Origin of the sequence: Bradyrhizobium sp. 76 (genome assembly GCF_023073025.1) — a bacterium.
Taxonomy (GTDB): Bacteria; Pseudomonadota; Alphaproteobacteria; order Rhizobiales; family Xanthobacteraceae; genus Bradyrhizobium.
Genome location: NZ_JADPIS010000109.1, coordinates 291,390 through 316,874, shown reverse-complemented (window position 1 = coordinate 316,874; position 25,485 = coordinate 291,390). Strand labels below are relative to the sequence as shown.

Below are 25,485 nucleotides of genomic sequence, written 5' to 3'. Positions count from 1 at the left end.
TTCGCGTGGCTTGCTTCGTTCGTCCCGAAGGCTTCCTTGGAAGGCAACCCCGGGCAAAGCCCGTTGGGTGCGGGCGGTATGTACCAACCCGGGGTGCCTTTGGAAAGGGCTGCGGGGACGTTTTTTTTCGACTTTATGACAGCGCGGTGGACGAATTTGCGGCCTATTTCGCCCGCCCTTGCCAGAAGTTCCACAAGGGGCCAGCTTGCGGCCACAAAACCAGGCGGAAACGTCACTTCAAGGGGGGGAATGCCATGGACCACGGCTTGGATCGCCCCTTGGACCGCCCCCCGCCGAGCGCCCCGCTTCGGGCCGTTGAGGAAACCTTCCGTGCCATGGTCGCGCGGTCGCGGGCCGAGCCGGCGCCTGGCCTCGCCGAGCGGCTCGACCGGCTGGCGCGGCTGCGCGCCGTGGTCGCGGACAACGAGGAGCGCTTCCGGCAGGCGATCTCGGCGGATTTCGGCCACCGCTGCGCGGTCGAGACCACCATCGCCGAGACCATGATGGTGTTCTCCGAGATCCGTCATGCCACGAAACACCTCAAAAGCTGGATGGCGCCGCAGCGCGTTTCGACGGCGCTGCAATTCCTGCCCGCGCGCAACCGGCTGATGCCGCAGCCGCTCGGCGTCGTCGGCATCATCGCGCCGTGGAATTATCCGCTGCAGCTGACGCTCGCGCCCGCCATCGGCGCACTCGCCGCCGGCAACCGCGTCATCATCAAGCCGAGCGAGCTCGTGCCGCATTTCTCAGCGCTGCTGAAGGAGACGGTCGCCGCGCGGTTCGACGCTGCGGAGTTGCTCGTCACCGGCATTGAGGACGAAATCGCGAAGGCCTTCGCATCGCTGCCGTTCGATCATCTGGTGTTCACCGGCTCGACCCGGGTCGGGCGGCTGGTGGCGGAGGCCGCGGGGCGCAATCTGACGCCGGTCACGCTCGAGCTCGGCGGCAAGTCGCCTGTTATCATCGACGCCTCGGCCGACCTCGAAGAGGCCGCCGAACGCATCGCCTACGGCAAGCTGCTCAATGCCGGGCAGACCTGCATCGCGCCGGACTATGTGCTGGTGCCCGAGCGCTCGCTGCAGGCCTTCGCCGAAAAAGTGCGCGCGCAGATGCGACGTATGTTCGGCACCGACCCCTCCAACAAGGACTACACCTCCGTGATCTCCGACCGGCATTATGCCCGGCTGGAGACTCTCGTCGCGGATGCGGCACGCCGCGGCGCCAAGATCCTGCAGCCGGCGAAGGCGGACGATCCCAACTGGAAAGCGCACCGCAAATTCCCGCCGACGCTGATCGTGGGCGCAACCGCAGACATGGCGGTCATGCAGGAGGAGATTTTCGGTCCTGTGCTCCCCGTGCTTGGTTATCGCGACCCGGCGGACGCCATCGCCTTCGTTAACGCCCGCGACCGGCCGCTGGCGCTGTACTGGTTCGGCAAGGACAGCAATGCGCGCGACGAGGTGCTGGCGCGCACCGTCTCCGGCGGCGTCACCATCAACGATTGCCTGTTCCACTTCGCGCAAATCAACCAGCCGATGGGCGGCGTCGGCGCATCCGGCACCGGCGCCTATCACGGCGAATGGGGCTTTCGCACGTTCAGCAAGCTGAAGCCGGTGTTCTACCGCTCAAAATTCAACCGCCTCGCCGACCTCTATCCGCCCTACGGCGGCAAGATCGCGCGGCTGGAGAAGATGATGCGGTTCATGTCGTAGGTTTCAACATTCGTCGTTGCGAGCGCAGCGAAGCAATCCAGAATCCCTCCGCGGCGAAAGTCTGGATTGCTTCGCTTGCGCTCGCAAGGACGGAAAGAAGGAATGCAGGGGGAAACATCAGTGACGGACACATTCGATTTCGTCGTTGTGGGCGCGGGCTCCGGCGGCTGCGCGGTGGCGGGGCGGCTGTCGGAGGATGCGGGGACATCCGTGGCGCTGCTCGATGCCGGCGGACGGAACGATAATTGGCGGATCACCACGCCGTTCGGACTCGCTTTGCCATACAAGGTCGCGAACTGGGGCTTCGATACCGTGCCGCAGAAGGGATTGAGCGGCCGTATCGGCTATCAACCGCGCGGCAAGGGGCTCGGCGGGTCCTCGGCGATCAATGCCATGGTCTATATCCGCGGCAACAAATGGGACTACGACCACTGGGCCTCGCTCGGCAATGCCGGCTGGTCGTACGCGGACGTGCTGCCCTATTTCAAGCGCTCGGAGAACAACGCCGATTTCGACGGCGCGTATCATGGCAAGGGCGGCCCGCTGCATGTCAACAGGCTGCGCTCGGACAATCCGATCCACGAAATCTTCCATCAGGCCGCCCGCGAGGCACAGTTCCGCATCCGCGAGGACTTCAATGAAGACGACCACGAAGGCCTCGGCAGCTACCAGGTGACGCAACACAATGGCGAGCGCTGGAGCGCGGCGCGCGCCTATGTGAATCCGCACATGGGCAAGCGCGCGAATCTGCGTGTCGAGACGCAGGCGCATGCCACGCGCATCCTGTTCGAAGGTGGGCGCGCGGTCGGCATCGAATATGTACAGGGCAAGCAGACAAAGCAGCTGCGCGCCCGTCGCGAGGTGATCCTCGCCTCCGGCGCCTTCCAGTCGCCGCAATTGCTGATGCTGTCGGGCATCGGCGATGGCGATGCGCTTGCCGCGCACGGTATCGGCGTCGTGCGTCATTTGCCGGGCGTCGGACGCAATCTGCAGGATCATCCGGATTTCGTGTTCGTCTACGCCTCCGACTACCCGCACTTCGTCCACTCATCGCTCGGCCGGCTGCCATCCCTGCTCCGCGCCATCCAGCGATATCGCCGGGACCGGCGCGGACTGATGACCACCAATTTCGCCGAGTGTGGCGGCTTCCTGAAAACCCGAGCCGATCTCGATGTGCCCGACATCCAGCTGCACTTCATCATCGCGATGCTCGACGACCACGGCCGCAAGAAGCACAAGGAGGCGGGCTTCTCGTGCCATGTCTGCCTGTTGCGACCGAAGAGCCGTGGCAGCGTCTGGCTGAAAAGCGCCGATCCGCTGGCGGCGCCGATGATCGATCCGAACTTCTTGGGCGAGGCGGAGGATCTCGAGACGATGGTCGCCGGCTTCAAGACCACGCGGCGGCTGATGGAGACGCCCGCGATGCGCGCGTTGCAGAAGAAGGACATGTTCACGTCCGATGTGAGAACGGACGACGACATCCGCGCCATCCTGCGCGCGCGTGTCGACACCGTCTATCACCCCGTCGGCACCTGCAAGATGGGCACCGACGCCATGGCCGTGGTCGATCCGGCGCTGAAGGTGCACGGCGTCGAAGGCCTGCGCGTCGTCGATGCCTCGATCATGCCGACATTGATCGGCGGCAACACCAATGCGCCGACCATCATGATCGGGGAGAAGGCAGCGGATATGATCAGGGCGGAGATGCGGTGACTCTACCTCGTCGTCCCGGCCTAGTGCGCAATTGCGCACTAGGCCGGGACGACAGCGGTGCGCTCAATTCAACAAGAACCCGCCGTCCACCGTCACCACGCTGCCCGTCATGTACCGCGAGGCCTTCGACGCGAGCAGCAGGATCGCGCCGTCGAGATCGGACTCGGCGCCGATGCGGCGCTGTGGGATGCGTTTGGTCAGGCGCTCGCCCGGCGGCGTCGACCAGAACGCGTGGTTCATCTCGGTGTCGATGTAGCCGGGCGCCAGCGCGTTGATGCGGATATTCTGCCCCGCAAGCTCCAGCGCCATCGCCTTGGTCGCCTGGATGATGCCGGCCTTGGAGATCGCGTAAGGCGACAGCGCCTTCAGCACGCCGGTGCCGAGCACGGAGGCGATGTTGACGATGTTGCCTGCCTGCTTGCGCGCGATCATGCGGCGCGCGATCTCGGTCGCGAGAAAATAGGCGCCCTTGAGATTGGCGCCGATCACCGCGTCCCAATCGGCCTCGGTCTGCTCGGTCGCGAGCTTTTCGATGGCGATGCCGGCATTGTTGATCAGCACCGTGACCGGGCCGAGCGCGGCTTCCGTGGCATCGACGGCCCTGGCGATCGATGCGGTGTCGGTGACGTCGAGTGCGACGGCGGCGGCACGGCCGCCTTTGCCGCGGATCTCGTCTTCCAGGCTTTTCAGCTTGTCGGTCTGCCGCGCGGCGAGCGCGACGGCCGCGCCATGTGCCCCCAACACCCGGGCAAATTGCCGCCCCAAGCCCTGGCTCGCACCTGTGATGAGGATGGTTTCCTGACTGACGTCGAATAGGTCTGACATGACGCTTTCCTTGACGCTTTCCTTGGGGCGATCCCTGAGCTTTTGGCCATCAATACAGACGATTTTAACGATCTGAAACCGGAATGATCGGTTCTGCGTTCACTCGTTCCATGGCAGGCTCCCGCGCATGAACAGTTTCGATCTCGCCGTCTATGCGGCGTTCGCCATCGCGATCGGTTTCGGTTTCAGGACCGGCCTGCTCGGTAGCGCCATGACGATCCTGGCCTATCTCCTCGCCGCCCCCATCGCCGTCGCGCTGATGCCGCTGATCGTCCCGCAGGTCGCGGGCAATCCGAACGCGCCGCTGCTGCAGAACTGGATCTGGTTCTTCGGCATCTTCGTGGTGGTCGGCATGCTGTTTGGATATCTCGGCCGGCTGGCGCTGAGCGACACGATACGGCAGGCCGGCATCGGCGACCGGCTTGGCGGCGCAGCGCTCGGCGCCATCAGGGTCGGCCTCGTCGCCACGACGCTGGTGCTGGTGTTCGACCAGATCGTGCCGGCCAACCGCCAGCCGCCGTTTCTCGCCGGCTCGCACCTACGGCCGCTGTTCTCGACGGCCGGCCGGATGGGCTTCAAGTCGCTGCCGCCGGAGGCAGCCTCCGCGATCGACCGCCTCAAGCAGGAGCGGCGCATCTGATGAGGCGCATTTGCATCGCCGGGCAAGCGCGCATGCATTTTGATGCGAGCCAATCCCTTATCAGCGGCGCCAAGGTTGGCTAGAATAGCGGCTCTAAAAACCTGCATGACATTACGGGAGTGAAACAGTGGATCTTGGGATCAAAGGTCGCCGCGCCATCGTCTGCGCATCCAGCAAAGGCCTCGGACGCGCCTGCGCCATCTCGCTGGCCGAGGCCGGCGTTCACGTCACGCTGACCGCGCGCGGCGCCGAGGCCCTGAAGAAGACGGCCGACGACATCCGCAAGGCCTATCCTGATGTGACCGTCACCGAGATTGTCGGCGACATCACGACGCCGGCGGGCCGCGAGGCGGTGTTGAAGGCCTGCCCCGAGCCGGATATCCTGATCAACAATGCCGGCGGACCGCCGCCCGGCGATTTCCGCAACTGGACCCGCGACGACTGGATCAAGGCGATCGACGCCAACATGCTGACCCCGATCGAGCTGATCAAATCGACCGTGGACGGCATGATGGCGCGCAAGTTCGGCCGCATTGTCAACGTCACCTCGGCCGCGGTGAAGGCGCCGATCGACATTCTCGGTCTCTCCAACGGCGCACGCGCCGGCCTCACCGGCTTCATCGCCGGCCTGTCGCGCAAGACCGTGATCAACAACGTCACCATCAACGGCCTGCTGCCGGGCCCGTTCGAGACCGATCGGCTGCGCAGCACCGCGAAGGGGGAATCCGAGAAGCGCGGCATCACGCCGGACCAGGTTTTGGCCGAGCGCGCCAAGCTCAATCCCGCGGGCCGCTTCGGCGATCCCGACGAGTTCGGCTACGCCTGCGCCTTCCTGTGCGGCAGCAGGGCCGGCTTCATCACCGGTCAGAACCTTCTGCTCGATGGCGGTGCCTTCCCGGGAACGCTGTGAGGGCGGTCTGGTACGAGGAGACAGGACCGGCGGCGGACGTCCTCACCTATCGTGAGATGGCGACGCCGGTCGCAGGTCCAGGCGAAGTTCGTATTCGCCTGGAAGCCTCCGGCGTCAATCCGGCCGATGTCGGCCGGCGCGGGGGCAGCTATCGCGCGAAGGAATTTTCGCGCGTCATTCCGAACAGCGATGGCGCGGGGTTTATCGACCAGACCGGCGATGGCGCGACGCGGTTCAAGATCGGCGACAGGGTCTGGCTTTTCAACGGCCAGCGCAACGGCCGCGCCTTTGGCACCGCGGCCGAACATATCGCGCTTGCCGAGCATCTGGTGACGCCGCTGCCGGACAACCTCTCTTTTGCGGAAGGCGCGACGCTGGGCATTCCCGCTATGACGGCGTGGTGCTCGCTATTTGCGGACGGACCGATCGTCGGCAAGACCGTGCTGGTCACCGGCGGCGCGGGTGCAGTCGGGCATTACGCCGTGCAACTCGCGAAATGGGGCGGCGCGCAGGTGATCGCGACCGTCAGCTCGGCGATGAAAGGCGAGCAGGCGCGACAGGCTGGTGCCGATCTCGTGGTCAATTACAGGGACGAAGACGTCGTTGCCAAGGCGATGGCCTTCACCGGCGGACGCGGGGTCGACCAATTGGTCGATGTCGATTTCGGCGGCAACATCGCGACGACCCTGAAGTTGATGGCAATGAATTCGACAATCGCGGTCTACGCCACCAACGGCAACCGCACGCCGACCGTGCCGATGCGCGAGCTGATGGAGAAGTGCATCACGCTCCGCTCGCTCGTCTTGTTCGCGCTGCCGCCGGCGCTGCTGGCGGCGGCGCAGGCCGACATCTCGAAATGGCTGGCAGCGGGGCCGCGAATCCACAATGTCGCGGCGCAGTTTGCGCTGTCGGAGACGGCGCAAGCCCATGTCGCCGTCGAGAAAGGCGACAAGCTCGGCACCGTGGTCGTTGACTGCGCGCGCTGATATCGGCCGGAATCACCGCTGTTGCTTGGTGGGCTCGTCTTCGTCCCGCTGGCTCGGACTGGATGAATCGGCGACTGGGTTTCCGTCGGTCCAGTCGACGCCGAATTCGTCGAGCCCGTCGGCGAGCAGATCGCCCAGCATCGGCTCACCGAGGAGATAATGCGCCGTCTCGCGCCGGGGGCTGCGATACTCGGCGCGCGCCTCCACCGCGCGTGCGCGCAGATCGTCCCAGTCGTCGATCGTGCCGTCGCCGCGGCCGAGCCAGGTTAGCGCGACGAGATCGATCTGCTCGTCCTCGTTCATGGCCACGATGAAACTTCCGAGTTCGTTGACCACCGGATCGGAGCCGTCATCCTCGAGGACGTCGACCGCATCGTCATCCGTCGCATTCGAGCCGGAATCCGGATCGGAATCCGCCTGCTTGACGTCGAATTCACGCGCCTTTTCGATGATGAAGGCGACCTTCTCCGCGGAAATCGCAAGCTCTGGCATGGCTGGCCCTTTGTCTTTCCCTGGGTTCCCGCGATAACGCCGCACCGCGTCAGATGATCCATTGCGCCTGCCCGCGAAACTGCGCATGTTCCCCGCCAAAGCAAGAACATGAGGATGCGCCGGATGCAGTGGAAGGTCGGCAGGGTCAAAATCACCAAAGTCGTGGAATTGGAGACGGTCGGCTCGACCCGCTTCATTCTGCCCTTGGCGAGCAATGCAGAAATCCAGAAGCTGCCTTGGCTGATCCCGCATTTCGCCACGGAAGAAGGCCGGCTGAAGATGTCGATCCATTCGCTGGTGGTGGAGACGCCTTCGCGCCGCATCGTGGTCGATACCGGGCTCGGCAATGACAAGCAGGGCCGCAACGTCCCGACCTGGAACAATCGCACCACGCCGTTCCTGGAGACGATGATTGCGGCGGGCTTTCCGCCCGACAGCATCGATACCGTGCTGTGCACGCATCTTCACGTCGACCATGTCGGCTGGAACACGAAATGGGTCGACGGCCAATGGGTGCCGACCTTCCCCAACGCGCGCTATGTCTTCGGCAAGACCGAGTATGAGCATTGGCGCGACCATTCCACCGAGCCGGACAAGCAGGCCGTGTTTGGCGATTCCGTGAAGCCGATCGTCGATGCCGACCGGGCCGAGCTGATCGCGAGCGACCACCGGCTCAGCGACGAGATCAGCATGATCCCGACCCCCGGCCACAGCCCCGGGCATGTGAGCATTCTGATCCGGTCAGACGGCGAGCAGGGACTGCTGACGGGCGACGTCGCCCATCATCCCTGCCAGATGGCGCATCTCGGCTGGTCCTCGACCGCGGATTCCGATCAGAGCCAATCTGCCGCGACGCGGCGCGAATTGTTCGGCCGGTTTGCCGACACCCCGACGCTGGTGATCGGCGGGCATTTTTCGGCCGGGCATATCAGGCGGGACGGGGACGCGTTCAGGTTCGAGGCGCTGGCCTAAGTCTCGTGCCCCGGACGAACCTCCCGAATCGAGAGGGCTGCAATGCGCCCTCTTTGAGCGGTTGAATTTCCCGCCGCCCTGTTCCATGAAGCTGTTCAACCGATCGGTCCAGTCCAGGGAGAAACGAGAATGAAGCTTGTTCGTTATGGCGAGAAGGGTGCGGAAAAGCCCGGCCTGATCGACAAATCCGGCCAGTTGCGCGACCTGTCGGCGCATGTGAAGGACCTGACCGGCGAGGCCTATTCGCCTGACAGCCTGAAGAAGCTGGCGGCGCTCGATCCCGCCTCGCTGCCCGCCGTCTCCGGCAAGCCGCGGTTCGGCGCCCCCGTCACCGGCATGTCGAAATTCGTGGCGATCGGCCTCAACTACAGCGACCACGCCAAGGAGACCGGCGCGGAGATCCCGAGCGAGCCGATCATCTTCATGAAGGCCAACACCTCGCTGTCCGGCCCGAACGACGCCGTCGAGAAGCCGCGCGGCTCGACCAAGCTCGACTGGGAGGTCGAGATCGCCGCGATCATCGGCACGCGCGCAAAATACGTCTCGGAAGCCGACGCGCTCAACCACGTCGCCGGCTACTGCGTCTGCAACGACGTCTCCGAACGCGCTTTCCAGATCGAGCGCCTGGGTCAGTGGACCAAGGGCAAGTCGCACGACACGTTCGGCCCGCTCGGTCCCTGGCTCGCCACCAAGGACGAGATCAAGGACGTGCAGAACCTGCCGATGTGGCTCGACGTCAACGGTCAGCGCCGCCAGACCGGCTCGACCAAGACCATGATCTTCTCGATGGCCAAGTGCATCTCTTATGTCTCGCAGTTCATGACGCTGCTGCCGGGCGACATCATCACGACGGGCACGCCGCCCGGCGTCGGCCTCGGCATGAAGCCTCCGACCTTCCTCAACGTCGGCGACATCATCACGCTCGGCATCGAGGGTCTCGGCGAGCAGCGCCAGGAGATCGTCGCGGCGTAAGCCGCGATCATCACTGCCGCCACACCGTCATTGCGAGCGAAGCGAAGCAATCCAGTAATCCATCCGCGGAGACAGTCTGGATTGCTTCGTCGCAAGTGCTCCTCGCAATGACGAAGCAAAACTTTTATTTTTTGGATACTCGCCATGAAGCTCACCTTCTCCCCCGCCTCGCCCTTTGCCCGCAAGGTGCGCATCGCCGCGATCGAGCTCGGGCTGATCGACAAGATCGAGTTCACGCCGGCAGCCGTCGCGCCGGGCACGGCCAACGAGGACTATTCGAAGATCACGCCGCTGAAGAAGCTGCCGGTGCTGATCACCAATGACGGCGATGTCATCCTGGACTCCTACGTCATCGTCGAATACCTCAACGAGATGGCCGGCGGCAGCCTGATCCCGGACTACGGTCCGCGGCGCTGGAAGGCCAAGACCAATCATGCCCTGATCAACGGCATGCTCGATTCCATGCTGCTGTGCCGCTACGAGAAGATGGTGCGGCCGCAGGGCCTGCAATGGCAGGCGTGGTCGGACGACCATTGGAACCGGGCCTGGACCGGCATGGCGCGCTTCGAGAACATGCCCGATGTCCTCAACGGGCCGTTCGACATCTCGCAGATCGGCCTGGTCTGCGTGCTCGGCTATGCCGACTTCCGCTTCGCCGAATGCGGCTGGCGCAAGGCCTATCCGAAGCTCGACGCCTTCCACCAGAAGATGCTGGAGCGGCCCTCCGTGAAGATCTCGGTGCCGCCCGCGGCGTAGTATTGCGACGGCGGGGAGAAGGATGATGCGCGATCGCTTCCCCCGCCTCAGCATTCTCGGCGCGAGCCTTATGCTCGCGTTGATCGTCTCAACCACTTCCGTGCAAGCCGACGGCATGGTGCCTGGACAGCGAAACCTCGCCTGCGAACCGCCATCGTCAACCGACGACGGCTGGACGGCTGCGTCGCCCGACAGCGTCGGCATGGACGGCGCGCAACTCTGTGGCATCGCTGCACGACTCGGGCAACGCGCGACTTCGGTCCATTCGGTTGTCGTCGCGCGCCACGGCAAGCTCGTCTTCGAGCAATACTTCGCCGGCTACGACCAACCCTGGGGACAACCGGAAGGCCAGCGCGAATTCACCGCGACGACAAAGCACGACATGCGCTCGGCATCGAAGAGCGTCGTTTCGCTGCTCGTCGGCATCGCGATCGATCGCAAGCTGATCGAAGGCGTCGACGAGCCTGTGCTCAAGTTCTTCACCGACCATCAGGCGGTGGAGCAGGCGGGCTGGGAGGCTATTACGCTGCGCCATCTGCTGACGATGTCCTCGGGAATGAAATGGGACGAGGCGCGGGCCTGGACCGATCCGAACAACGACGAGCCGCATCTCGGCTTTGAAGCCGATCCAATCGGCTATGTGCTCGCAAGGCCGGTCGCCGCGCCGCCGGATGTGCTCTGGGCCTATAATGGCGGCGGGACTGAACTGCTCGGCAACATCCTCGAACGCGTCTCCGGCAAGCCGCTGGAGACGTTTGCGCGCGAGGTGCTGTTCCAGCCGCTCGGAATCACCGATTTCGAGTGGAAGGCCTACCCGAAGAACGGCAAGATCGCTGCGGCCGCCGGCCTGCGCTTGCGTCCGCGAGATGCCGCCAAGCTCGGCCAGCTCGTGCTCGATCGCGGCCAGTGGAACGGCCAACAGATCGTCTCGGCCGATTGGATTGCACAATCGATCGCACCGCGCTTCCAGGCGGTCGGCTATTTCGGCGGCACGCTGTTCTACGGCTATCAATGGTGGATGGGCCGCTCGCTGGTCGGCGGGAGGGAAATCAAATGGGTTGGCGCCTTCGGCTGGGGCGGACAACGCATTTTCATCGTGCCCGAGCTTGATCTCGTCATGATGACCACCGCTGCCCAATACGGCCAGCCGAAGGAAGGGCTGGCCGCGATCGACGTCCTCTCCAACATCGTCATTCCGTCCGTGCGCGACGCACGCTGAGTGCAAGGAAGCGAGCATGAGCCTGAAATACGCGATCGGCGATCTCACCATCCATCGCATCATCGAGCAGGAAACCTCGTTCGTTCCGGCACTGGAGATGTTGCCGGGGCTGACACCGGAGCTGCTGGCCGAGAACCGGGCCTGGATGAGGGAGGCGAAAGCCCTGGATGACAGCGACACATTGATGCTGTGCTTCCAGTCCTACGTGATCAAGACGCCGCACCACACCATTCTGGTCGACAGCTGCATCGGCAACGACAAGCCGCGGCCGCAGCGTCCGAAGTGGAACATGAAGACTGATGATGCCTATATGCGCGGTCTCGCCGCCGCAGGTTTCTCGGTCGGCGACATCGACTTCGTGATGTGCACGCATCTGCATGTCGATCACGTCGGCTGGAACACGCGGCTGGAGAACGGCCGCTGGGTGCCGACCTTCCCGAAAGCGCGCTACGTCTTCGCCAAGCAGGAGTTCGATCACTGGAGCGAGCAGAACGCGAAGGCGGAGGTGCCGCCCTTCGCCGACAGCGTGCTGCCGGTGGTCGAGGCCAAACGCCACGAGCTCGTCGGCAACGATCACCAGATCGGCGATCACGTCCGCATCCTGCCGACGCCGGGCCATACGCCGGGCCATATCGCCATCACGATGGGCCGCGGCAAGGACGAGGCCGTGTTCTCCGGCGACCTCATGCACTCGCCGTTGCAGGCGCTCTATCCGGAGCTGTCGGTCAAGTTCGACCTCGATCAGGCCAGGGCGGCAACGACGCGCCGCAGCTTCCTGGAACGCTATTGCGACACCGACACGCTGTGCTGCACCGCGCATTTCCCATCGCCGTCGGTGGGAAAGATCCGGCGCAAGGGCAGCGGGTTCGTCTGCGCGGCGGTGTGATCTAGCCGAGATGCCGTAGGGTGGGCAAAGCGAAGCGTGCCCACCATGCTAAACGCGTTGTAGAATGATGGTGGGCACGGCGCGCGAAGCACGCGTTTGCCCACCCTACGATTCCACCCGTGTGGAGAAAGCAATGACCAACCTCCCCGACATCCCGCTGCCCGCCGGCATCCGCTCACGCTATGTCGACGACATCAACGGCCTGCGCATGCACGTGCTGGAGGCCGGCTTCGAGACCAAGGGCCGGGCCTGCATCCTGCTGCTGCACGGCTTTCCGGAGCTCGCTTTCTCCTGGCGCAAGGTGATGCCGGCGCTTAGCTCGGCCGGCTATCACGTGATCGCGCCGGACCAGCGCGGCTATGGCCGGACGACGGGATGGAGCGCGGAGTACGACGGCGACCTCGCGCCGTTTTCGCTCTTCAACCTGGTGCGGGATGCGCTCGGGCTGGTGTCGGCGTTCGGATACAGGCAGGTCGATTTGGTCGGACATGATTTCGGCAGTCCGGTCGCGGCCTGGTGCGCGCTGATGCGGCCTGACGTATTTCGTTCGGTGGCGATGATGAGCGCGCCGTTCGGCGGAGCGCCGCCGCTGCCGTTCAACACGGTCGACACGCCGGCAAAGCCACCGGCCGAAGACCCCGTGCATCGCGAGCTCGCCGCCTTGCCGCGTCCGCGCAAGCATTATCAGTGGTACTATGCGACACGTCCGGCCAATGCCGACATCCACCGCGCGCCGCAGGGCGTGCATGATTTCCTGCGCGCCTACTATCATCACAAGAGCGCGGACTGGACCGACAACAAGCCGTATCCGCTGAAATCCTGGTCGGCGAACGAGCTTGCGAAGCTGCCGACCTATTATGTGATGGACCTGAACGAGACCATGGCCGAGACGGTCGCGAAGGAGATGCCCTCGCCGGCCGCAATCGCCGCCAATCAATGGCTGCCCGACCGCGAGCTCGCTTACTACAGCACCGAATATGGCCGCACCGGATTCCAGGGCGGCCTGCAATGGTATCGCTGCGGCACATCGGGTGCATTCAACAGCCAGCTCGAATTGTTGGCCGGCCGCAACATCGACGTCCCCTCCTGCTTCATCTCGGGCAAGCAGGATTGGGGCACCTACCAGCGTCCCGGCGTGTTCGAGGCCATGCAGGCGCGTACCTGCACGAAGCTGCTCGGCTGCCACCTCGTCGACGGCGCCGGTCACTGGGTGCAGCAGGAGCAACCGGCCGAGGTGAGCCGTCTGCTGCTCGATTTCCTGGCGAAGAGCCGCGGCGTGGTTTGACCCGGGAACTTCGGCGTCCTATATAGTTTAGAACTATTCTAAACTATATAGGCAGGGTGGCCGTGAAGAATTTTGCCGATCTGACCGAACGCGAAGTGCTTGCTGTCGCGATCTCCTCCGAGGAGGAGGACAGCCGCATCTATATGAGCTTCGCCGAGGACCTGAAGGAGCGCTATCCGGACTCGGCCAAGATCTTCGAGCAGATGGCCGAGGAAGAGCGCGGCCATCGTCACATGCTGCTGGAAATGTACGAGCAGCGTTTCGGTCCGCATTTGCCCCCGATCCGCCGCGAGGACGTCAAAGGCTTCCTGCGCCGTCGTCCGGTCTGGCTCACCAAAAACCTGCCGCTCGACACCGTCCGCAGGGAAGTCGAGACAATGGAATTGCAGGCCGAGCGCTTTTACGTGAAGGCCGCCGAACAGGCGCAGGATGTCGGCGTGCGCCGCCTGCTCGGCGATCTGGCCGAAGCCGAGAAAGGCCACGAAGAGGTGGCCGCCAAGCTGACGGACCAGATCCTGAGCTCAGACGTGCGCGCCGAAGAAGACCGCACCAACCGGCGCATGTTCGTGCTGCAATATGTGCAGCCAGGTCTCGCCGGCCTGATGGACGGCTCCGTCTCGACGCTGGCGCCGCTGTTCGCGGCTGCGTTCGCCACGCATCAGAACTGGCAGACATTTCTGGTCGGCCTCGCCGCCTCGATCGGCGCCGGCATCAGCATGGGTTTTGCGGAAGCGCTGTCCGACGACGGCTCGCTGACGGGTCGAGGTTCACCCTGGCTGCGAGGTCTCACCTGCGGCTTGATGACGACGCTCGGCGGGCTTGGGCACACCTTGCCCTATCTCGTGCCCGATACCTGGTCCAACGCATTCTGGATCGCGACCGGAATTGCCGGAATTGTCGTGTTCTTCGAATTGTGGGCGATCGCCTTCATCCGCGCGCGCTACATGGACACGCCGTTTCTCCAGGCCGTGTTCCAGATCGTGCTCGGCGGCGCGATCGTGCTGGCGGTGGGGATTTTGATCGGAGCGGCGTAGGACGTTGTCATGCCCCGGCTTGACCGGGGCATCCAGTACGCCGCGACCTCTCCGTATCCGATCTGCGCCGGTGGAATACTGTATCGCCCGGTCAAGCGGGGCGATGACTGCGAATGGTTGCTTGGCTCACCGCGTTCCGTCTTGCTCACATGTCAATCGCGATCAAACGGCGGTTGCGGTGCTGGGCCAAACTGCGCATCATCGTTCGACAATAAGAACAGGAGATGCGCCATGGCCAAATCCGAATGGAGCTTCAAGAGCGCGGTCGCGCTGTCGGCCGCGTTGACCGCGAAGAAGGTCTCGTCGGTCGAGCTCACCCGCGATGCGATCGACCGCATCGAACAGCACGACGGCAAGGTCAACGCGATCTGCGTCCGGGATTTCGACCGTGCGTTGGACGCCGCACGCGAGGCGGACGCCGCATTGGCCCGCGGCGAGCGCAAGCCGCTGCTCGGCCTGCCGATGACGATCAAGGAATCCTTCAACATCGCCGGCCTGCCCACGACCTGGGGCTGGACGCCCCAGAAAGATTTCAAGCCGGCGGAGGACGCGCTGTCGATCGCCAGGGTGAAGGGTGCCGGCGGCGTCATCCTCGGCAAGACCAACGTTCCCGTGGGATTGGCGGATTGGCAGAGCTACAACGAGATCTACGGCACGACGAACAATCCATTCGATCTCGGCCGCACGCCGGGTGGCTCGTCGGGCGGCTCGTCTGCGGCGCTGGCGGCAGGCTACGGACCACTCTCGCTCGGGTCCGACATCGGCGGCTCGCTGCGCGTGCCCGCCTTCCATTGCGGGGTTTATGCGCACAAGCCGACCTACAATCTCTGTCCAACGCGTGGCCACACGCCGCCGCCGTTTCCAGCCATCCCGATGGAGCGCGATATGGCGGTGATCGGTCCGATGGCGCGCAGCGCCGTCGACCTGCCCCTGCTCCTGGATGTGATGGCAGGCCCCGATCCGTTGGACCTGGGCATCGGATACAAGCTCGCGCTGCCGGAGGCGCGACACCGTGCGTTGAAGGATTTCCGTGTGCTGGTGATCGACAGCCACCCGCTGCTGCCTGCGAATGCCGACATTCGCACCGCGATCGAGAAGCTGACGAAACAATTGGCGGGCGCAGGTGCGAGCATCACACGTGAAAGCCCGATGTTTCCTGACTTCACGGAAGCCTCCCGCCTCTACATGCGCATGCTGATGGGTTTTCTCGGCGCCTTCTTTCCGCCGGACATTCTCGCCGGCGCGCGTGCCGGGGCAGCGCAGCTCTCACCAGAAGACAAGAGCCTTGCTGCCGAGCGGCTGCGCGGCATGACCAGCACACATCAGGCCTGGGTGTTCGACGAGGGCGCTCGCGCCGGCCTGCGCGCGCAATGGCGGCAATTGTTCAGGACATTCGATGCGGTGATCTGTCCGATCATGCCGACCCCGGCCTATCCGCATGATCATTCGCCGGAGCAGGAAAAGCGCCGGATCAATATCGATGGCAAGGACCACGCCTATCCGGACCAGCTTGCGTGGCCCGGCATCGCCACGCTGACGGGCCTGCCGGCAACGGCCGTTCCGCTCGGTCTGTCGAAGGATGGCCTGCCGGTCGGCGTGCAAATCATCGGGCCCTTCCTCGAGGACCGCACACCGCTGAAGCTCGCCGAGCTGATCGAACGCGAGTTCGGCGGGTTCGTGCCGCCGCCCTTGTTCAATGACTGAGAGAAATCTCATGAACAACGACCTCGAACAGCTCACCGCGCTCAACCGCGACTATGTCGCCTCGGTGCAGAATTGCGACGTCAAGCGCTTCGACGAAATATTGGCGCCGGAGTTCTACTGCTCTAATCCCGACAAGACGCTGGTCGATCGCGAGGCCTTCCTGAAGCAGACGGCGCGGCCGATTGCGATCCGTGACCTCAGGGCACACGAGGTTATCATCCGTATCATGGGCGATTTCGCCATCATCCATGCGGCGACGAGCTACACCAGTGCGGACGGCCAGCAGGCCACCGGCCGCTATACCGATTGCTGGGCGAAAAGAGACGAGACGTGGCTGGCTGTGTCGGCGCACGTGTCGCGGTAGGGAGCGCGTCAGACTGCACATTCTCCGGGACAGCCGGATATCCGGGAGGCCGCGAGGTCACCGCCCCAGATTCTTCAGCAGCAATTTCAGCGCTGTCGCTGCAAATATCTGCATATTGGCGAAGCGGTCATTGTCGCCCGTCTCCAGCGTTGTCACCTCGACTGCGGGCCCGGCGACCGCCATGCAGCTGTGGCCCGCCGCATCGCCGTAGCGATTGCCGGTGGGACCGGACGCGCCGGTTTCGGACAGGCCCCAGTCGCAGTTGAAGCGGATGCGCATCCGCTCGGCCAGCAGTTGCGCGTAGGGCTCCGACGAGGAACGAAAGCCCTTCATTCCTTCGTCCGAAATATCCATCAGCACGCGCCGGGCATCGCGGGTATAGACCACGGCGCCGCCGAGGAAATAGGCGGACGCGCCGGGGACCGCGAGAAGGCTGGCCGAGATCAGTCCGCCGGTCGAGGATTCCGCCACGGCAATGGTCTGTTTGCGCGCGATCAGTTTTGCGGCGACCTGTTCCGCAATGCTAACGAGCTCTTTCATTCCCTGACCCCTTATGCCTTCGCAACCGAGCTCGGCCTTTCTAGCATATGACAGCGCCGTTGGCCGAGTTGCAGCCAACGGGCAGGCCTGCTTGAATGGCGGCCAAAGGCGGAGCGGCCAAGCGCCGCCCGCGAGACGACGCGACGAGGAAACGTGAAGGACACGTCATGGCGTCCCTGATCGCCGGCGGGGTGGATTGCGATGTGCATCCGGCCGTGCCGCATCTGACCAGCCTGCTGCCCTACCTGAACGACTATTGGCGCGATCAGGTGACGACGCGCGGCATGGTCGATCTCATCTCGCAATCCTACCCGCAAAACTCGCCGATCACGGCGCGGCCCGACTGGCGCCCCGAAAGCGGCAAGCCGGGCGAGAGCCTAGCGGACATGCAGCGCCATGTGCTCGATCCCTTCCGGCTCTCGCATGCTATCTGCAATCCGCTTTATGGCGTGCAGATGGTGTTTTCAGAGGATCTGCAGGCCGCCTTCTGCCGCGCACTGAACGACTGGCTCGCGAAGGAATGGCTCGATCGCGATCCGCGGCTGCGCGGCTCGATCGTGATTCCCACCCAAAGCGTCGAAAAGGCTGTCGCCGAGATCGAGCGCTGTGCGACGGATCGCCGCTTCGTGCAGGTGCTGATGCTGGTGATGGGCGACACGCCGCTCGGCAAGCGCGCGCTCTGGCCGATCTACGAGGCGGCAGAACGGCTGGAACTTCCGATCGGCATTCATGCCGGTTCCGCCTATCACAATCCGCCGACGGCCGTGGGCTGGGGGTCCTACCACATCGAGGATTATGCCGGTCAGGCCCAGGCGTTCCAGACCCAGCTCACCAGCCTGATCGTCGAGGGCGTGTTCGCCAAATATCCACGCCTGAAGATGGTGATGCTGGAATCTGGGGTGTCCTGGATCTCCCCATTTCTGTGGCGCCTGCACAAGTTCTGGCGTGGGGTGCGGATGGAGACGCCGTGGGTCGATCGCGCGCCGCTGGACATTGTGCGCAGCAACATCCGCTTCTCGTTACAGCCATTCGATGCACCGCCGGATGAGGCGACATTAATTCGCCTGTTTGATCATATGCAGTCGGACGAATTGGTCGTATTCTCCACCGACTATCCGCACTGGCAGTTCGACGGCCAGGAGGCGCTGCCCGCAGGTCTCACCCCCGATCTCGTGCGCAAGATCATGATCGATAATCCGCATGCGACCTATCCCCGCCTGACTTAGCCGCTGCCAAAGGAGGCAAGGCGATGAATATTCAGTTCCGCGAAAGCTCCGAAGCCGCTTCCCCACTGGCCGTCAAAACCGCGATCGCGGACTGCGACATCCATCCGGCACGCGCGACCCGCGCCGAGCTCTATCCCTATCTGGCCAAACGCTGGCAGCATCATCTCGAAGTCTACGGCGTCCATGCCTATCAGGGCATGATGGAAGGTCCGCCCTATCCGAAGGCCCAGCCCAACGCCTCGCGCCGCGACGCCTATCCGCCGGAAGGCGGGCCGCAGGGCTCCTCGCTGTCCTTCATGCAGAAGCAGTTGCTCGATCCCCACAACGTGCAGCTCGGCGTGCTCAATCCGCTCAACACCGGCCAGGGCATCCGCAATCACGAGCTCTCGGCCGCTTTGTGCTCGGCGATCAACGATTGGCAGATCGACAAATGGACCAGCAAGGACAAGCGGCTGAAGGCCTCCATCGTCGTCGGCAATGAGGACGGGCTGTCGGCCGCAGCCGAAATCCGCGAGCGCGCCGGCGACAAGAACTTCGTGCAGGTGCTGCTGCTCAGCCGCAACGTCGAGCCGCTCGGCCAGCGCCGCTACTGGCCGATCTACCAGGCTGCGGAAGAGGCCGGCCTTCCCGTCGGTGTCCACGCCTTCGGCTTCGGCGGCAACCCGATCACGCCGTCGGGCTGGCCTTCCTATTACATCGAGGAAATGGTCGGCCACTCGCAGTGCCAGCAATCGGCGCTCGCGAGCCTGGTGCTGGAGGGCGTGTTCGAGCGTTTCCCGAAATTGAAGATGGTGATGATCGAGGCCGGCTTCGGCTGGGCACCGTCGCTGGCCTGGCGGCTGGACAAGGTCTGGCAGCGCCTGCGCAGCGAGGTGCCGCATGTCAAACGGCCGCCGTCCGAATATATCCGCGAGCAGGTGTGGTGGACGACGCAGCCGATGGAGGATCCGGAGCGGCGCGAGGATCTGTTCGACGTCATCAAGTGGATCGGCTGGGATCGGCTGCTGTTCGCCACCGACTATCCGCACTGGGATTACGACGAGCCCTCGCGCGTGCTGCCCGCAGGCGTCAACGACGATGATCGCGAGGCCTTCTATCTGGGCAATGCGAAGAAGCTGTACGGGATCGCTTGATGGCGCGGCATGTGATTGCCGCGGCCGATGAGCTTCCGCCCGGCACGCGAAAATTTTTGGAGATCGACGGACGGCCGATCGCAATCTTCAACATCAAGGGTGAATATTTCGGCCTGATGAACCGCTGCCCGCATCAGGGCGCGGCGCTGTGCGAGGGACCCTTGATCGGACTCGCGCAATCGACGGATCCGGGCGAGATCGAATACACCAAGCTCGGCGAGATCCTCCGCTGCCCCTGGCACGGCTGGGAGTTCGATATCCGCACTGGCCAGTCCTATTGCGACCCCCGCCGCTTCCGCGTCAAGGCGTACCCGGCCCATGTCGAGCCGGGTGCGAGCGTGGTGAAGGGGCCGTATGTCGCCGAAACGATACCGGTGAAAGTCGAGAGCGACTACGTCGTGGTGGACCTGTAGCGAAGCAGACGGCGCGGACATGCGCCGGCGATCTCAAGCTTTATTCTGCGTTGCAGCGATCATCCAGTCGCGGAATGCGGCGAGCTTCGGCGCCTCGCGGCGGCCCTCCGGCGCGACCAGGTAGAAGCCGGCATCGGCCGGCAGCGCGATCTTGAACGGGACCACTAGTCGCCCCTTGGCAATGTCGTCCTGAACGTAGGAGGTCCGCCCCATCGCCACGCCGATGCCGTCGATCGCGGCTTGAATGGTCATGAAGATCATGTCGAAGGTGATGCCGGGCTGCCTAGCGATGTCGGCCGGCTGACCCGCCGCCGTCAACCACAGCCGCCAGTCGTCGCTGTTGGCATTGGAGGTGTGCAGCAGCATATGGCTCTTGAGGTCCTCGGGACAGCGCAACGGCTTGTCACCGCGCAGCAGAGACGGGCTGCACACCGGAAACAGCTCGTCCGCCATCAGCCAGTCGGCGCGCAAGCCCGCCCACTGGCCGCGCCCGTAACGGATCGCGGCATCGACATTGTCGCGCTGGAAGTCGACGAGGCTGGTGGAGGTGGTGATGCGGACGTCGATGCCGGGATGGTGCTCCTGGAAATCGGTCAGCCGCGGCAGCAGCCATTTTGCGGCCAGCGAAGCCAGCGTCGAGACCGTCAGCACCTTGTCATCATCCTTGCGCAGCAGCCGGTCGGTGGCGAGACGTAGGTCGTTGAAGGCGGCGCGGACGCCCGGCAGATAGTCGCGCGCCTCCGGCGTCAGCGTCAGCGCGCGGTTCTGCCGGACGAACAGGCGGATGCCGAGCTCCTCCTCGAGCCTGCGGATCTGATGGCTGATCGCGGTCTGGGTCACGTTCAGCTCGGACGCCGCCAGCGTGAAGCTGAGATGGCGCGCGGCGGCCTCAAAGGCCCGCAATCCGTTCAGGGAGGGCAATCTGGCAGTCATATGGCAGCAGGATACATGACGTTATTTCATGCGAAAGAGTACAAATTGTCGTTTGTCGCAGTGCACCCGCAAGCAGATATTAGCGGTCAACTTAGCTCCAGGAGCTGACAATGTCTACTTTGACCCAGAATTCGATGACAAATCATCATGCGCCAGGGCTGATCCACCAGATCGGCGAGACCATTCACATCTGGCACGAGCGCTACCGGACCCGGCGGGAGCTCACCAACTGGTCCGCGCGCGACCTTCAGGACGTCGGGCTGTCCTGGAGCGATGTGGCCTACGAGGCCGACAAACCCTTCTGGCGGGCCTGATTGGCCGCCAGGCCGGCGCCGCCTGACTGTGGGGGCGCCGGCGGTCCCTTTTCCCTTTGGTCCCCTTGGGGGCGCGTGTCATGAGCACCCTTCGCCTGGAAGATCTGAAGCAATATTCGGACACGCTGCGCACGCGACACGGCGAGGCGCTGCGCGTTCGCTTCGTCGAGCCGCGCGACACCGAGGAGCTCCAGCACTATTTTCGCTCGCTCTCGACGCGGTCCCGCTACAACCGCTTCTTCGGCGCGATCAGCGAACTGCCGCAGGGCCTGCTGCACGAATTCCTTCAAATCGGCGAACGCGAACGTTTCACCGTGGTGGCGACCATGATGGTCGACGGCTTCGAGACCATCGTCGCCGAAGCGCGCTATGCGCTGCATGCCGAAACCGCGACGCTTGAATTCGGCCTGTCGGTTGCCGACCGCTGGCAGGGCCACGGTATCGCCACCGTGCTGATGAAGAATCTTGAATGCCGCGCCGCCGCGCTTGGCGCCGACCACATGTTCGGCGACACGCTGCGCTCCAACGCCGCCATGATCTCGCTCGCGCGCAAGTCGAGCTTCGCCTTCGTCAATCATCCTGACGACTGGAAGCTGGTGCGCTTCGACAAGGAGATCTCCGTCGCACCGAAAGACATTCCTTGCGCGAGCTGGCGTCTCGTCGCCCTTTCCCGTCAGGCCGATAGCCCCTCAGCCTCGGCCTGACTCCACTCGTGCCCGGCCTGGCGAAACCAGTGCCGGGCATTTTTTTGCCCCTACTTCCCCGTGAACACCGCCTTGCGTTTCTCGATGAAGGCCTGCACCGCCTCCTTGTGGTCGGCGGTCGTGGTCAGGCGGACCAGACGCTCGGCCTCGTGGTCGCGCGCGGTCTCGAAGTCGAACAGCAGGGCCTCGTCGAGATTGTCCTTCATGTAGCGCAGCGCGAGGCGCGGACCTCCGGCGAGGGATTTTGCCAATGCAAAGGCCTCCGCCTGCAATTTGTCGTCGGGTACCACGCGGTTGACGAGGCCGATGGCCTCGCACCTGACGGCATCGACCCGATCGCCGGTGAACAGCAGCTCGCGCGCCCGCGCGGTGCCGACGAGGCGCGTCAACAGCCACGCGATGCCATAGTCGCCGCTGAGCGCAATGCGCGCATAGCCGGTGGCCACGAAGGCCGATTGCGCGGCAATGCGGATGTCGCAGGCCATGGCGATGGCGAGCCCCGCGCCGACCGCCGGCCCCGGCAGCGCCGCGATCGTCGGCTTGCGCACCGACACCAGCGCGCCGGTGAGCAGGCGCTGCCGCTCCTGGAGATCGGCGACCTTATCGTCAAAGGACATTTCAAGCTTCTTCGGGTCGCGATGCGCGCCCATGCCCTTGACGTTGCCGCCCGCGCAGAACGCTTCGCCCGCGCCGGTGATCAGCAGCGCGCCGACATCGGGGTTCTCGCCGCAGGAGCGGATTATCGTGCGCAGCGCCGGGGTCAGCGCGTCCGACAGCGAGTTTCGCGCCTCGGGCCGGTTCAGCGTGATGACGGCGACGCGATCGCGGATCACGCAGAGGAGTTCATTGGTGCCGGTATCGATGGTGGTTTCCGTGGTCATGATTCCCGCCCTTGTAGGGTGGGCAAAGCGAAGCGTGCCCACCAATTTACTTTTTTGTCGTTGATGGTGGGCACGGCGCTATGCGCCTTTGCCCACCCTACGGCAGCTCGCCTTCAAAACTTCTCCACCCAGGGCCGCAGCTCCAGCTCCCAGCTCCAGGCGCTGCGCGGCTGCTGCAACACGTTCCAGTAGCTCTCCGCGATGGCATCGGGATCGAGCATCGAATCCGGCTTCTCCGGCGCTTCCGCGCGCGCTGCGCTCCTGATGCCGCCATCGATCACGAAATGCGCGACATGGATGCCTTGCGGCGACAATTCGCGCGCCATGCTCTGCGCCAGCCCGCGCAGTGCGAATTTGCCCATCGCGAACGGTGCGGACTGCGCATAGCCCTTGACGCTGGCCGAAGCGCCGGTGAACAGGATCGCGCCGTGCTGGTTCGGCAGCATGCGCCTGGCCGCCTGCTGCGCCACCAGGAAGCCGCCATAGGCACTGACCGCAATGGCGTTCGCCACGTCGGCCGGAACGAGATCGACGAACGGCCCGCGCGCGCGGCCGCTGGCGTTGTAGACGACCAGGTCGGGCGTGCCGATCTCGCGTTCGACCAGGCCGAACAGGCGCTCGACCTCATCAGGGTCTGTGGCGTTGCAGGCATAGGCCTTGGCGCCAGTCTCGCTGCAGAGCGCGCCGAGCTTCTCGATTTTCCGAGCGGCCAGTGCGACGCGGATGCCCTGGGCGGACAGCAGCCGCGCCAGCGATGCGCTCAGACCTTCGCCGGCGCCGACGATGAGGGCGATCTTGTATTTGGGGTGTTCCATGACGTGATCTCTCGAAGACGGGAAGCCGCTGATCTATGCACGGTCCGCGCGGACAACCAGCCAGGACGATCACAATTCCGCAGAGCGAATTGCTCCCACGCGGCGATCATGCCTCCCTGACAATTTGCGGCTTTATCCGCTTTCGCGACTGGAGCATGATCGACATCATCCCAAGCGGCAAGCGCCAAATCAGCGCAAAGTGACCGCAAGGCGGAAACGAAGAGGACGATCATGCACAAGCCGGCTCCCGCGCAGGCAAAACAGGTCGCGGCCGCGCCATCCGGACTGCTGGCTCCCGATACCACCGGCATGAATTTCTACCGCGCCGATCAGGCGCTCACCGATCTCCTGCGCATTCATCTGCCGGACACGCTATTCCGTCACATCGAGCCGCATCTCGATCGCCTGGGTGAACTCGCCGGCGGCGTGCTCGATGAATGCGCGCGGCTCGCCGACCGGCACACGCCGGTGCTGCACCAGCGCGACAAGTTCGGCTGCGACGTGCAGTGGATCGAATACCACCCGGCCTATCGCGAGCTGGAGAAGGCAGCCTTCGGCGAGTTCGGTATCCACGCGCTCTCGATCCGCAAGGGCATCATGGGCTGGCCGGACAAATATCCCGTCGTCGCCAAGCACGCCTTCACCTTCCTGTTCAACCAGACCGAATTCGGCATGGGCTGCCCGATCAACGTCACCGACGGCTGCGCCAAGCTGCTCGCGAACTTCGGCAGCGACGCGCTGAAGGCGAAATATCTCGACGGTCTGACCCAGACCGACATGAGCAAGCTGACCCAGGGCGGCCAGTTCATGACCGAGAAGGAAGGCGGCTCCGACGTCGGGACGCTGACCACGACGGCGGTGCAGGAAGGCGACCATTGGCGCCTCACCGGCGAAAAATGGTTCTGCTCGAACGCCGACGCAAAAGTCGTGATGCTGCTGGCGCGCCCCGAAGGCGCCGGCCCCGGCACGCGCGGAGTCGGCCTGTTCCTGATGCCGCGCTTCCTGGACGACGGTTCGCAGAACCACTACCGGATCGTGCGTCTGAAGGACAAGCTCGGCACGCGCTCGATGGCTTCGGGTGAGATCAAGCTCGAAGGCGCGATCGCCTACGCGGTCGGAAAGCTCGATCGCGGCTTCGTGCAGATGGCCGAGATGGTGAACTCGTCGCGGCTTTCAAACGGCGTCAAATCCACCGCGCTGATGCGGCGGGCCTACCATGACTCGATGACGGTCGCCAAGAACCGAGTGGTGTTCGGCAACCGCATCATCGACCTGCCGCTGGGCCGGCGCCAGATGCTGAAGATCATGCTGCCGGTCGAGCAGGCGTTGTCGATGAGCTTTCTCACCGCGGACGCGCTCGACCGCGCCGAGGCCGGCAGCCAGGATGCAGCCGCACTGCTGCGCATCCTGACGCCGACCTTGAAATTCCGCGCGACCCGCGATGCGCGAAAGGTCTGTGGCGACGCGCTCGAGATGCGCGGCGGCATCGGTTATATCGAGGAATTCGCGACCGCCCGCCTGCTCCGCGACGCGCATCTCGGCTCGGTCTGGGAAGGCACCGGCAACATCGTCGCGATCGATGCGCTCCGGCGTGCGGTCGGTCGCCACGGCGCCGAATCCGCGCTCGCCGCCGACCTGCATGCTCGCCTCGATGACAGCCCCTCGGTGCCACAGGCCTGGCGCGACCAGCTCCGCGGCCTCACCGATCGCGCGGTCGGTTTTGCGCGCGAGGTCGCGGCGAAATCCGACAACGAAGCCGATGCGCGCCGCGCCACCAGCCTGCTCTATCATGTCGCCAGTGCCGTGGCGCTCGCCTGGGAGGCCCATCGTATTCACGCCATGCGGGGCGATGCGCGAAGGCTGTTGTTGTCGCGGCTGGTGATCGATCACCGGGTGTCGCCGAGCGATCCGTTCCGGCTGACGGAAAATGCCGTGCAGCAGAAGATCGCCACGCTGCTGCTCGGCGACCGCGCAGCTGATATGAGCGAGGTTGGCGAACTGGTCTTGGCGGCGTAGGCTGCACCCACGTTCAAAGCAAAAAAAGCGATAGGGAGTG

26 protein-coding genes are annotated in these 25,485 nt (G+C 64.4%); 20 read left to right on the top strand and 6 right to left on the bottom strand.

The genetic code is table 11. The annotated features are described in order from the left end of the window. Positions 1–254: 254 nt before the first annotated feature. Together IVB48_RS31190 and IVB48_RS31185 are read left to right on the top strand one after the other, a co-directional pair. Positions 255–1,712 carry a coniferyl aldehyde dehydrogenase gene (locus IVB48_RS31190; RefSeq protein WP_247406131.1) on the top strand — a complete coding sequence of 486 codons (1,458 nt, stop codon included), beginning with the start codon at positions 255–257 and terminating at the stop codon, positions 1,710–1,712. Between the two features lie 120 nt (positions 1,713–1,832). After that, positions 1,833–3,425, top strand: a complete 1,593-nt coding sequence (locus IVB48_RS31185; protein WP_247406129.1) for a choline dehydrogenase — start codon at positions 1,833–1,835, stop codon at positions 3,423–3,425. Positions 3,426–3,488: 63 nt separating this feature from the next. Here IVB48_RS31185 and IVB48_RS31180 read toward each other — a convergent pair whose 3' ends face one another. Next, positions 3,489–4,250, bottom strand: coding sequence for an SDR family NAD(P)-dependent oxidoreductase (locus IVB48_RS31180; protein WP_247406127.1), 762 nt, complete (start codon positions 4,248–4,250; stop codon positions 3,489–3,491). Between the two features lie 127 nt (positions 4,251–4,377). On the opposite strand from IVB48_RS31180, the gene IVB48_RS31175 reads away from it, so the two are divergent. From IVB48_RS31175 to IVB48_RS31165, 3 genes are all read left to right on the top strand, one after another. After that, the gene (locus IVB48_RS31175) at positions 4,378–4,890 is read left to right on the top strand and encodes a CvpA family protein (RefSeq protein WP_247406126.1); all 513 of its coding nucleotides are present in this window, start codon (positions 4,378–4,380) and stop codon (positions 4,888–4,890) included. 127 nt (positions 4,891–5,017) lie between these two features. Continuing rightward, a complete protein-coding gene (locus IVB48_RS31170; protein WP_247406125.1) occupies positions 5,018–5,800 on the top strand; it encodes an SDR family oxidoreductase in 783 nt (260 codons plus the stop codon). Next, complete coding sequence (locus IVB48_RS31165) at positions 5,797–6,786, top strand: NADPH:quinone reductase (protein ID WP_247406124.1); 990 nt, start codon at positions 5,797–5,799, stop codon at positions 6,784–6,786. Before IVB48_RS31170 ends, IVB48_RS31165 begins: the two co-directional genes overlap by 4 nt. Before the next feature lie 12 nt (positions 6,787–6,798). Here IVB48_RS31165 and IVB48_RS31160 read toward each other — a convergent pair whose 3' ends face one another. Beyond that, positions 6,799–7,278: a DUF3775 domain-containing protein gene (locus tag IVB48_RS31160; protein WP_027515358.1), complete on the bottom strand. Its 480-nt coding sequence runs from the start codon at positions 7,276–7,278 to the stop codon at positions 6,799–6,801. 123 nt (positions 7,279–7,401) lie between these two features. On the opposite strand from IVB48_RS31160, the gene IVB48_RS31155 reads away from it, so the two are divergent. The 9 genes from IVB48_RS31155 to IVB48_RS31115 all read left to right on the top strand — a co-directional run bounded on the left by IVB48_RS31155 (position 7,402) and on the right by IVB48_RS31115 (position 16,470). Continuing rightward, positions 7,402–8,250 (top strand): MBL fold metallo-hydrolase, encoded by an 849-nt coding sequence (locus tag IVB48_RS31155; protein WP_247406122.1) that lies wholly within the window; start codon positions 7,402–7,404, stop codon positions 8,248–8,250. A gap of 129 nt (positions 8,251–8,379) precedes the next feature. After that, entirely contained in the window at positions 8,380–9,222 is an 843-nt protein-coding gene (locus IVB48_RS31150; protein WP_247406120.1) for a fumarylacetoacetate hydrolase family protein, read from the top strand. 144 nt (positions 9,223–9,366) lie between these two features. Beyond that, positions 9,367–9,978: a glutathione S-transferase family protein gene (locus IVB48_RS31145; RefSeq protein WP_247406118.1), complete on the top strand. Its 612-nt coding sequence runs from the start codon at positions 9,367–9,369 to the stop codon at positions 9,976–9,978. Between the two features lie 25 nt (positions 9,979–10,003). Then, positions 10,004–11,197, top strand: coding sequence for a serine hydrolase (locus IVB48_RS31140; protein ID WP_247406116.1), 1,194 nt, complete (start codon positions 10,004–10,006; stop codon positions 11,195–11,197). A gap of 16 nt (positions 11,198–11,213) precedes the next feature. Beyond that, entirely contained in the window at positions 11,214–12,083 is an 870-nt protein-coding gene (locus tag IVB48_RS31135; protein WP_247406113.1) for an MBL fold metallo-hydrolase, read from the top strand. 133 nt (positions 12,084–12,216) lie between these two features. After that, entirely contained in the window at positions 12,217–13,368 is a 1,152-nt protein-coding gene (locus tag IVB48_RS31130; RefSeq protein WP_247406110.1) for an alpha/beta hydrolase, read from the top strand. Between the two features lie 62 nt (positions 13,369–13,430). After that, a complete protein-coding gene (gene mbfA / locus IVB48_RS31125) occupies positions 13,431–14,402 on the top strand; it encodes an iron exporter MbfA (RefSeq protein WP_027570114.1) in 972 nt (323 codons plus the stop codon). A gap of 231 nt (positions 14,403–14,633) precedes the next feature. Further along, complete coding sequence (locus IVB48_RS31120; protein WP_247406107.1) at positions 14,634–16,106, top strand: amidase; 1,473 nt, start codon at positions 14,634–14,636, stop codon at positions 16,104–16,106. 10 nt (positions 16,107–16,116) lie between these two features. After that, positions 16,117–16,470, top strand: coding sequence for a nuclear transport factor 2 family protein (locus IVB48_RS31115; protein WP_247406104.1), 354 nt, complete (start codon positions 16,117–16,119; stop codon positions 16,468–16,470). 57 nt (positions 16,471–16,527) lie between these two features. Here IVB48_RS31115 and IVB48_RS31110 read toward each other — a convergent pair whose 3' ends face one another. Beyond that, positions 16,528–17,010 carry a CinA family protein gene (locus IVB48_RS31110; protein ID WP_027570111.1) on the bottom strand — a complete coding sequence of 161 codons (483 nt, stop codon included), beginning with the start codon at positions 17,008–17,010 and terminating at the stop codon, positions 16,528–16,530. A gap of 167 nt (positions 17,011–17,177) precedes the next feature. Here IVB48_RS31110 and IVB48_RS31105 point away from each other — a divergent pair, with 167 nt between their 5' ends. From IVB48_RS31105 to IVB48_RS31095, 3 genes are read left to right on the top strand one after another with little or no spacing between them, the layout of a single operon-like run. Further along, positions 17,178–18,236 (top strand): amidohydrolase family protein, encoded by a 1,059-nt coding sequence (locus tag IVB48_RS31105; protein ID WP_247283339.1) that lies wholly within the window; start codon positions 17,178–17,180, stop codon positions 18,234–18,236. Between the two features lie 23 nt (positions 18,237–18,259). Then, on the top strand, positions 18,260–19,369 hold the full coding sequence (locus IVB48_RS31100) for an amidohydrolase family protein (protein WP_247406101.1): 1,110 nt from the start codon (positions 18,260–18,262) through the stop codon (positions 19,367–19,369). Then, complete coding sequence (locus IVB48_RS31095; protein ID WP_027570108.1) at positions 19,369–19,782, top strand: Rieske (2Fe-2S) protein; 414 nt, start codon at positions 19,369–19,371, stop codon at positions 19,780–19,782. Before IVB48_RS31100 ends, IVB48_RS31095 begins: the two co-directional genes overlap by 1 nt. A gap of 33 nt (positions 19,783–19,815) precedes the next feature. Here the strand turns inward: IVB48_RS31095 and IVB48_RS31090 are convergent, their stop codons facing one another. Next, on the bottom strand, positions 19,816–20,715 hold the full coding sequence (locus IVB48_RS31090) for a transcriptional regulator GcvA (RefSeq protein ID WP_027515345.1): 900 nt from the start codon (positions 20,713–20,715) through the stop codon (positions 19,816–19,818). 110 nt (positions 20,716–20,825) lie between these two features. Here IVB48_RS31090 and IVB48_RS31085 point away from each other — a divergent pair, with 110 nt between their 5' ends. Further along, positions 20,826–21,029: a DUF1127 domain-containing protein gene (locus IVB48_RS31085; protein WP_027570106.1), complete on the top strand. Its 204-nt coding sequence runs from the start codon at positions 20,826–20,828 to the stop codon at positions 21,027–21,029. Between the two features lie 80 nt (positions 21,030–21,109). Beyond that, positions 21,110–21,733 (top strand): GNAT family N-acetyltransferase, encoded by a 624-nt coding sequence (locus IVB48_RS31080; RefSeq protein ID WP_247406100.1) that lies wholly within the window; start codon positions 21,110–21,112, stop codon positions 21,731–21,733. A 50-nt stretch (positions 21,734–21,783) separates the two neighbouring features. On the opposite strand, the gene IVB48_RS31075 is transcribed toward IVB48_RS31080, so the two are convergent. Both IVB48_RS31075 and IVB48_RS31070 read right to left on the bottom strand, forming a co-directional pair. Beyond that, positions 21,784–22,614 (bottom strand): enoyl-CoA hydratase, encoded by an 831-nt coding sequence (locus IVB48_RS31075; protein ID WP_247406095.1) that lies wholly within the window; start codon positions 22,612–22,614, stop codon positions 21,784–21,786. A 113-nt stretch (positions 22,615–22,727) separates the two neighbouring features. Beyond that, positions 22,728–23,429, bottom strand: a complete 702-nt coding sequence (locus IVB48_RS31070; RefSeq protein WP_247406091.1) for an SDR family NAD(P)-dependent oxidoreductase — start codon at positions 23,427–23,429, stop codon at positions 22,728–22,730. A 231-nt stretch (positions 23,430–23,660) separates the two neighbouring features. Between IVB48_RS31070 and IVB48_RS31065 the strand changes: the two genes are divergently transcribed. After that, positions 23,661–25,445 (top strand): acyl-CoA dehydrogenase family protein, encoded by a 1,785-nt coding sequence (locus IVB48_RS31065; RefSeq protein ID WP_247406088.1) that lies wholly within the window; start codon positions 23,661–23,663, stop codon positions 25,443–25,445. Positions 25,446–25,485: the final 40 nt, after the last annotated feature.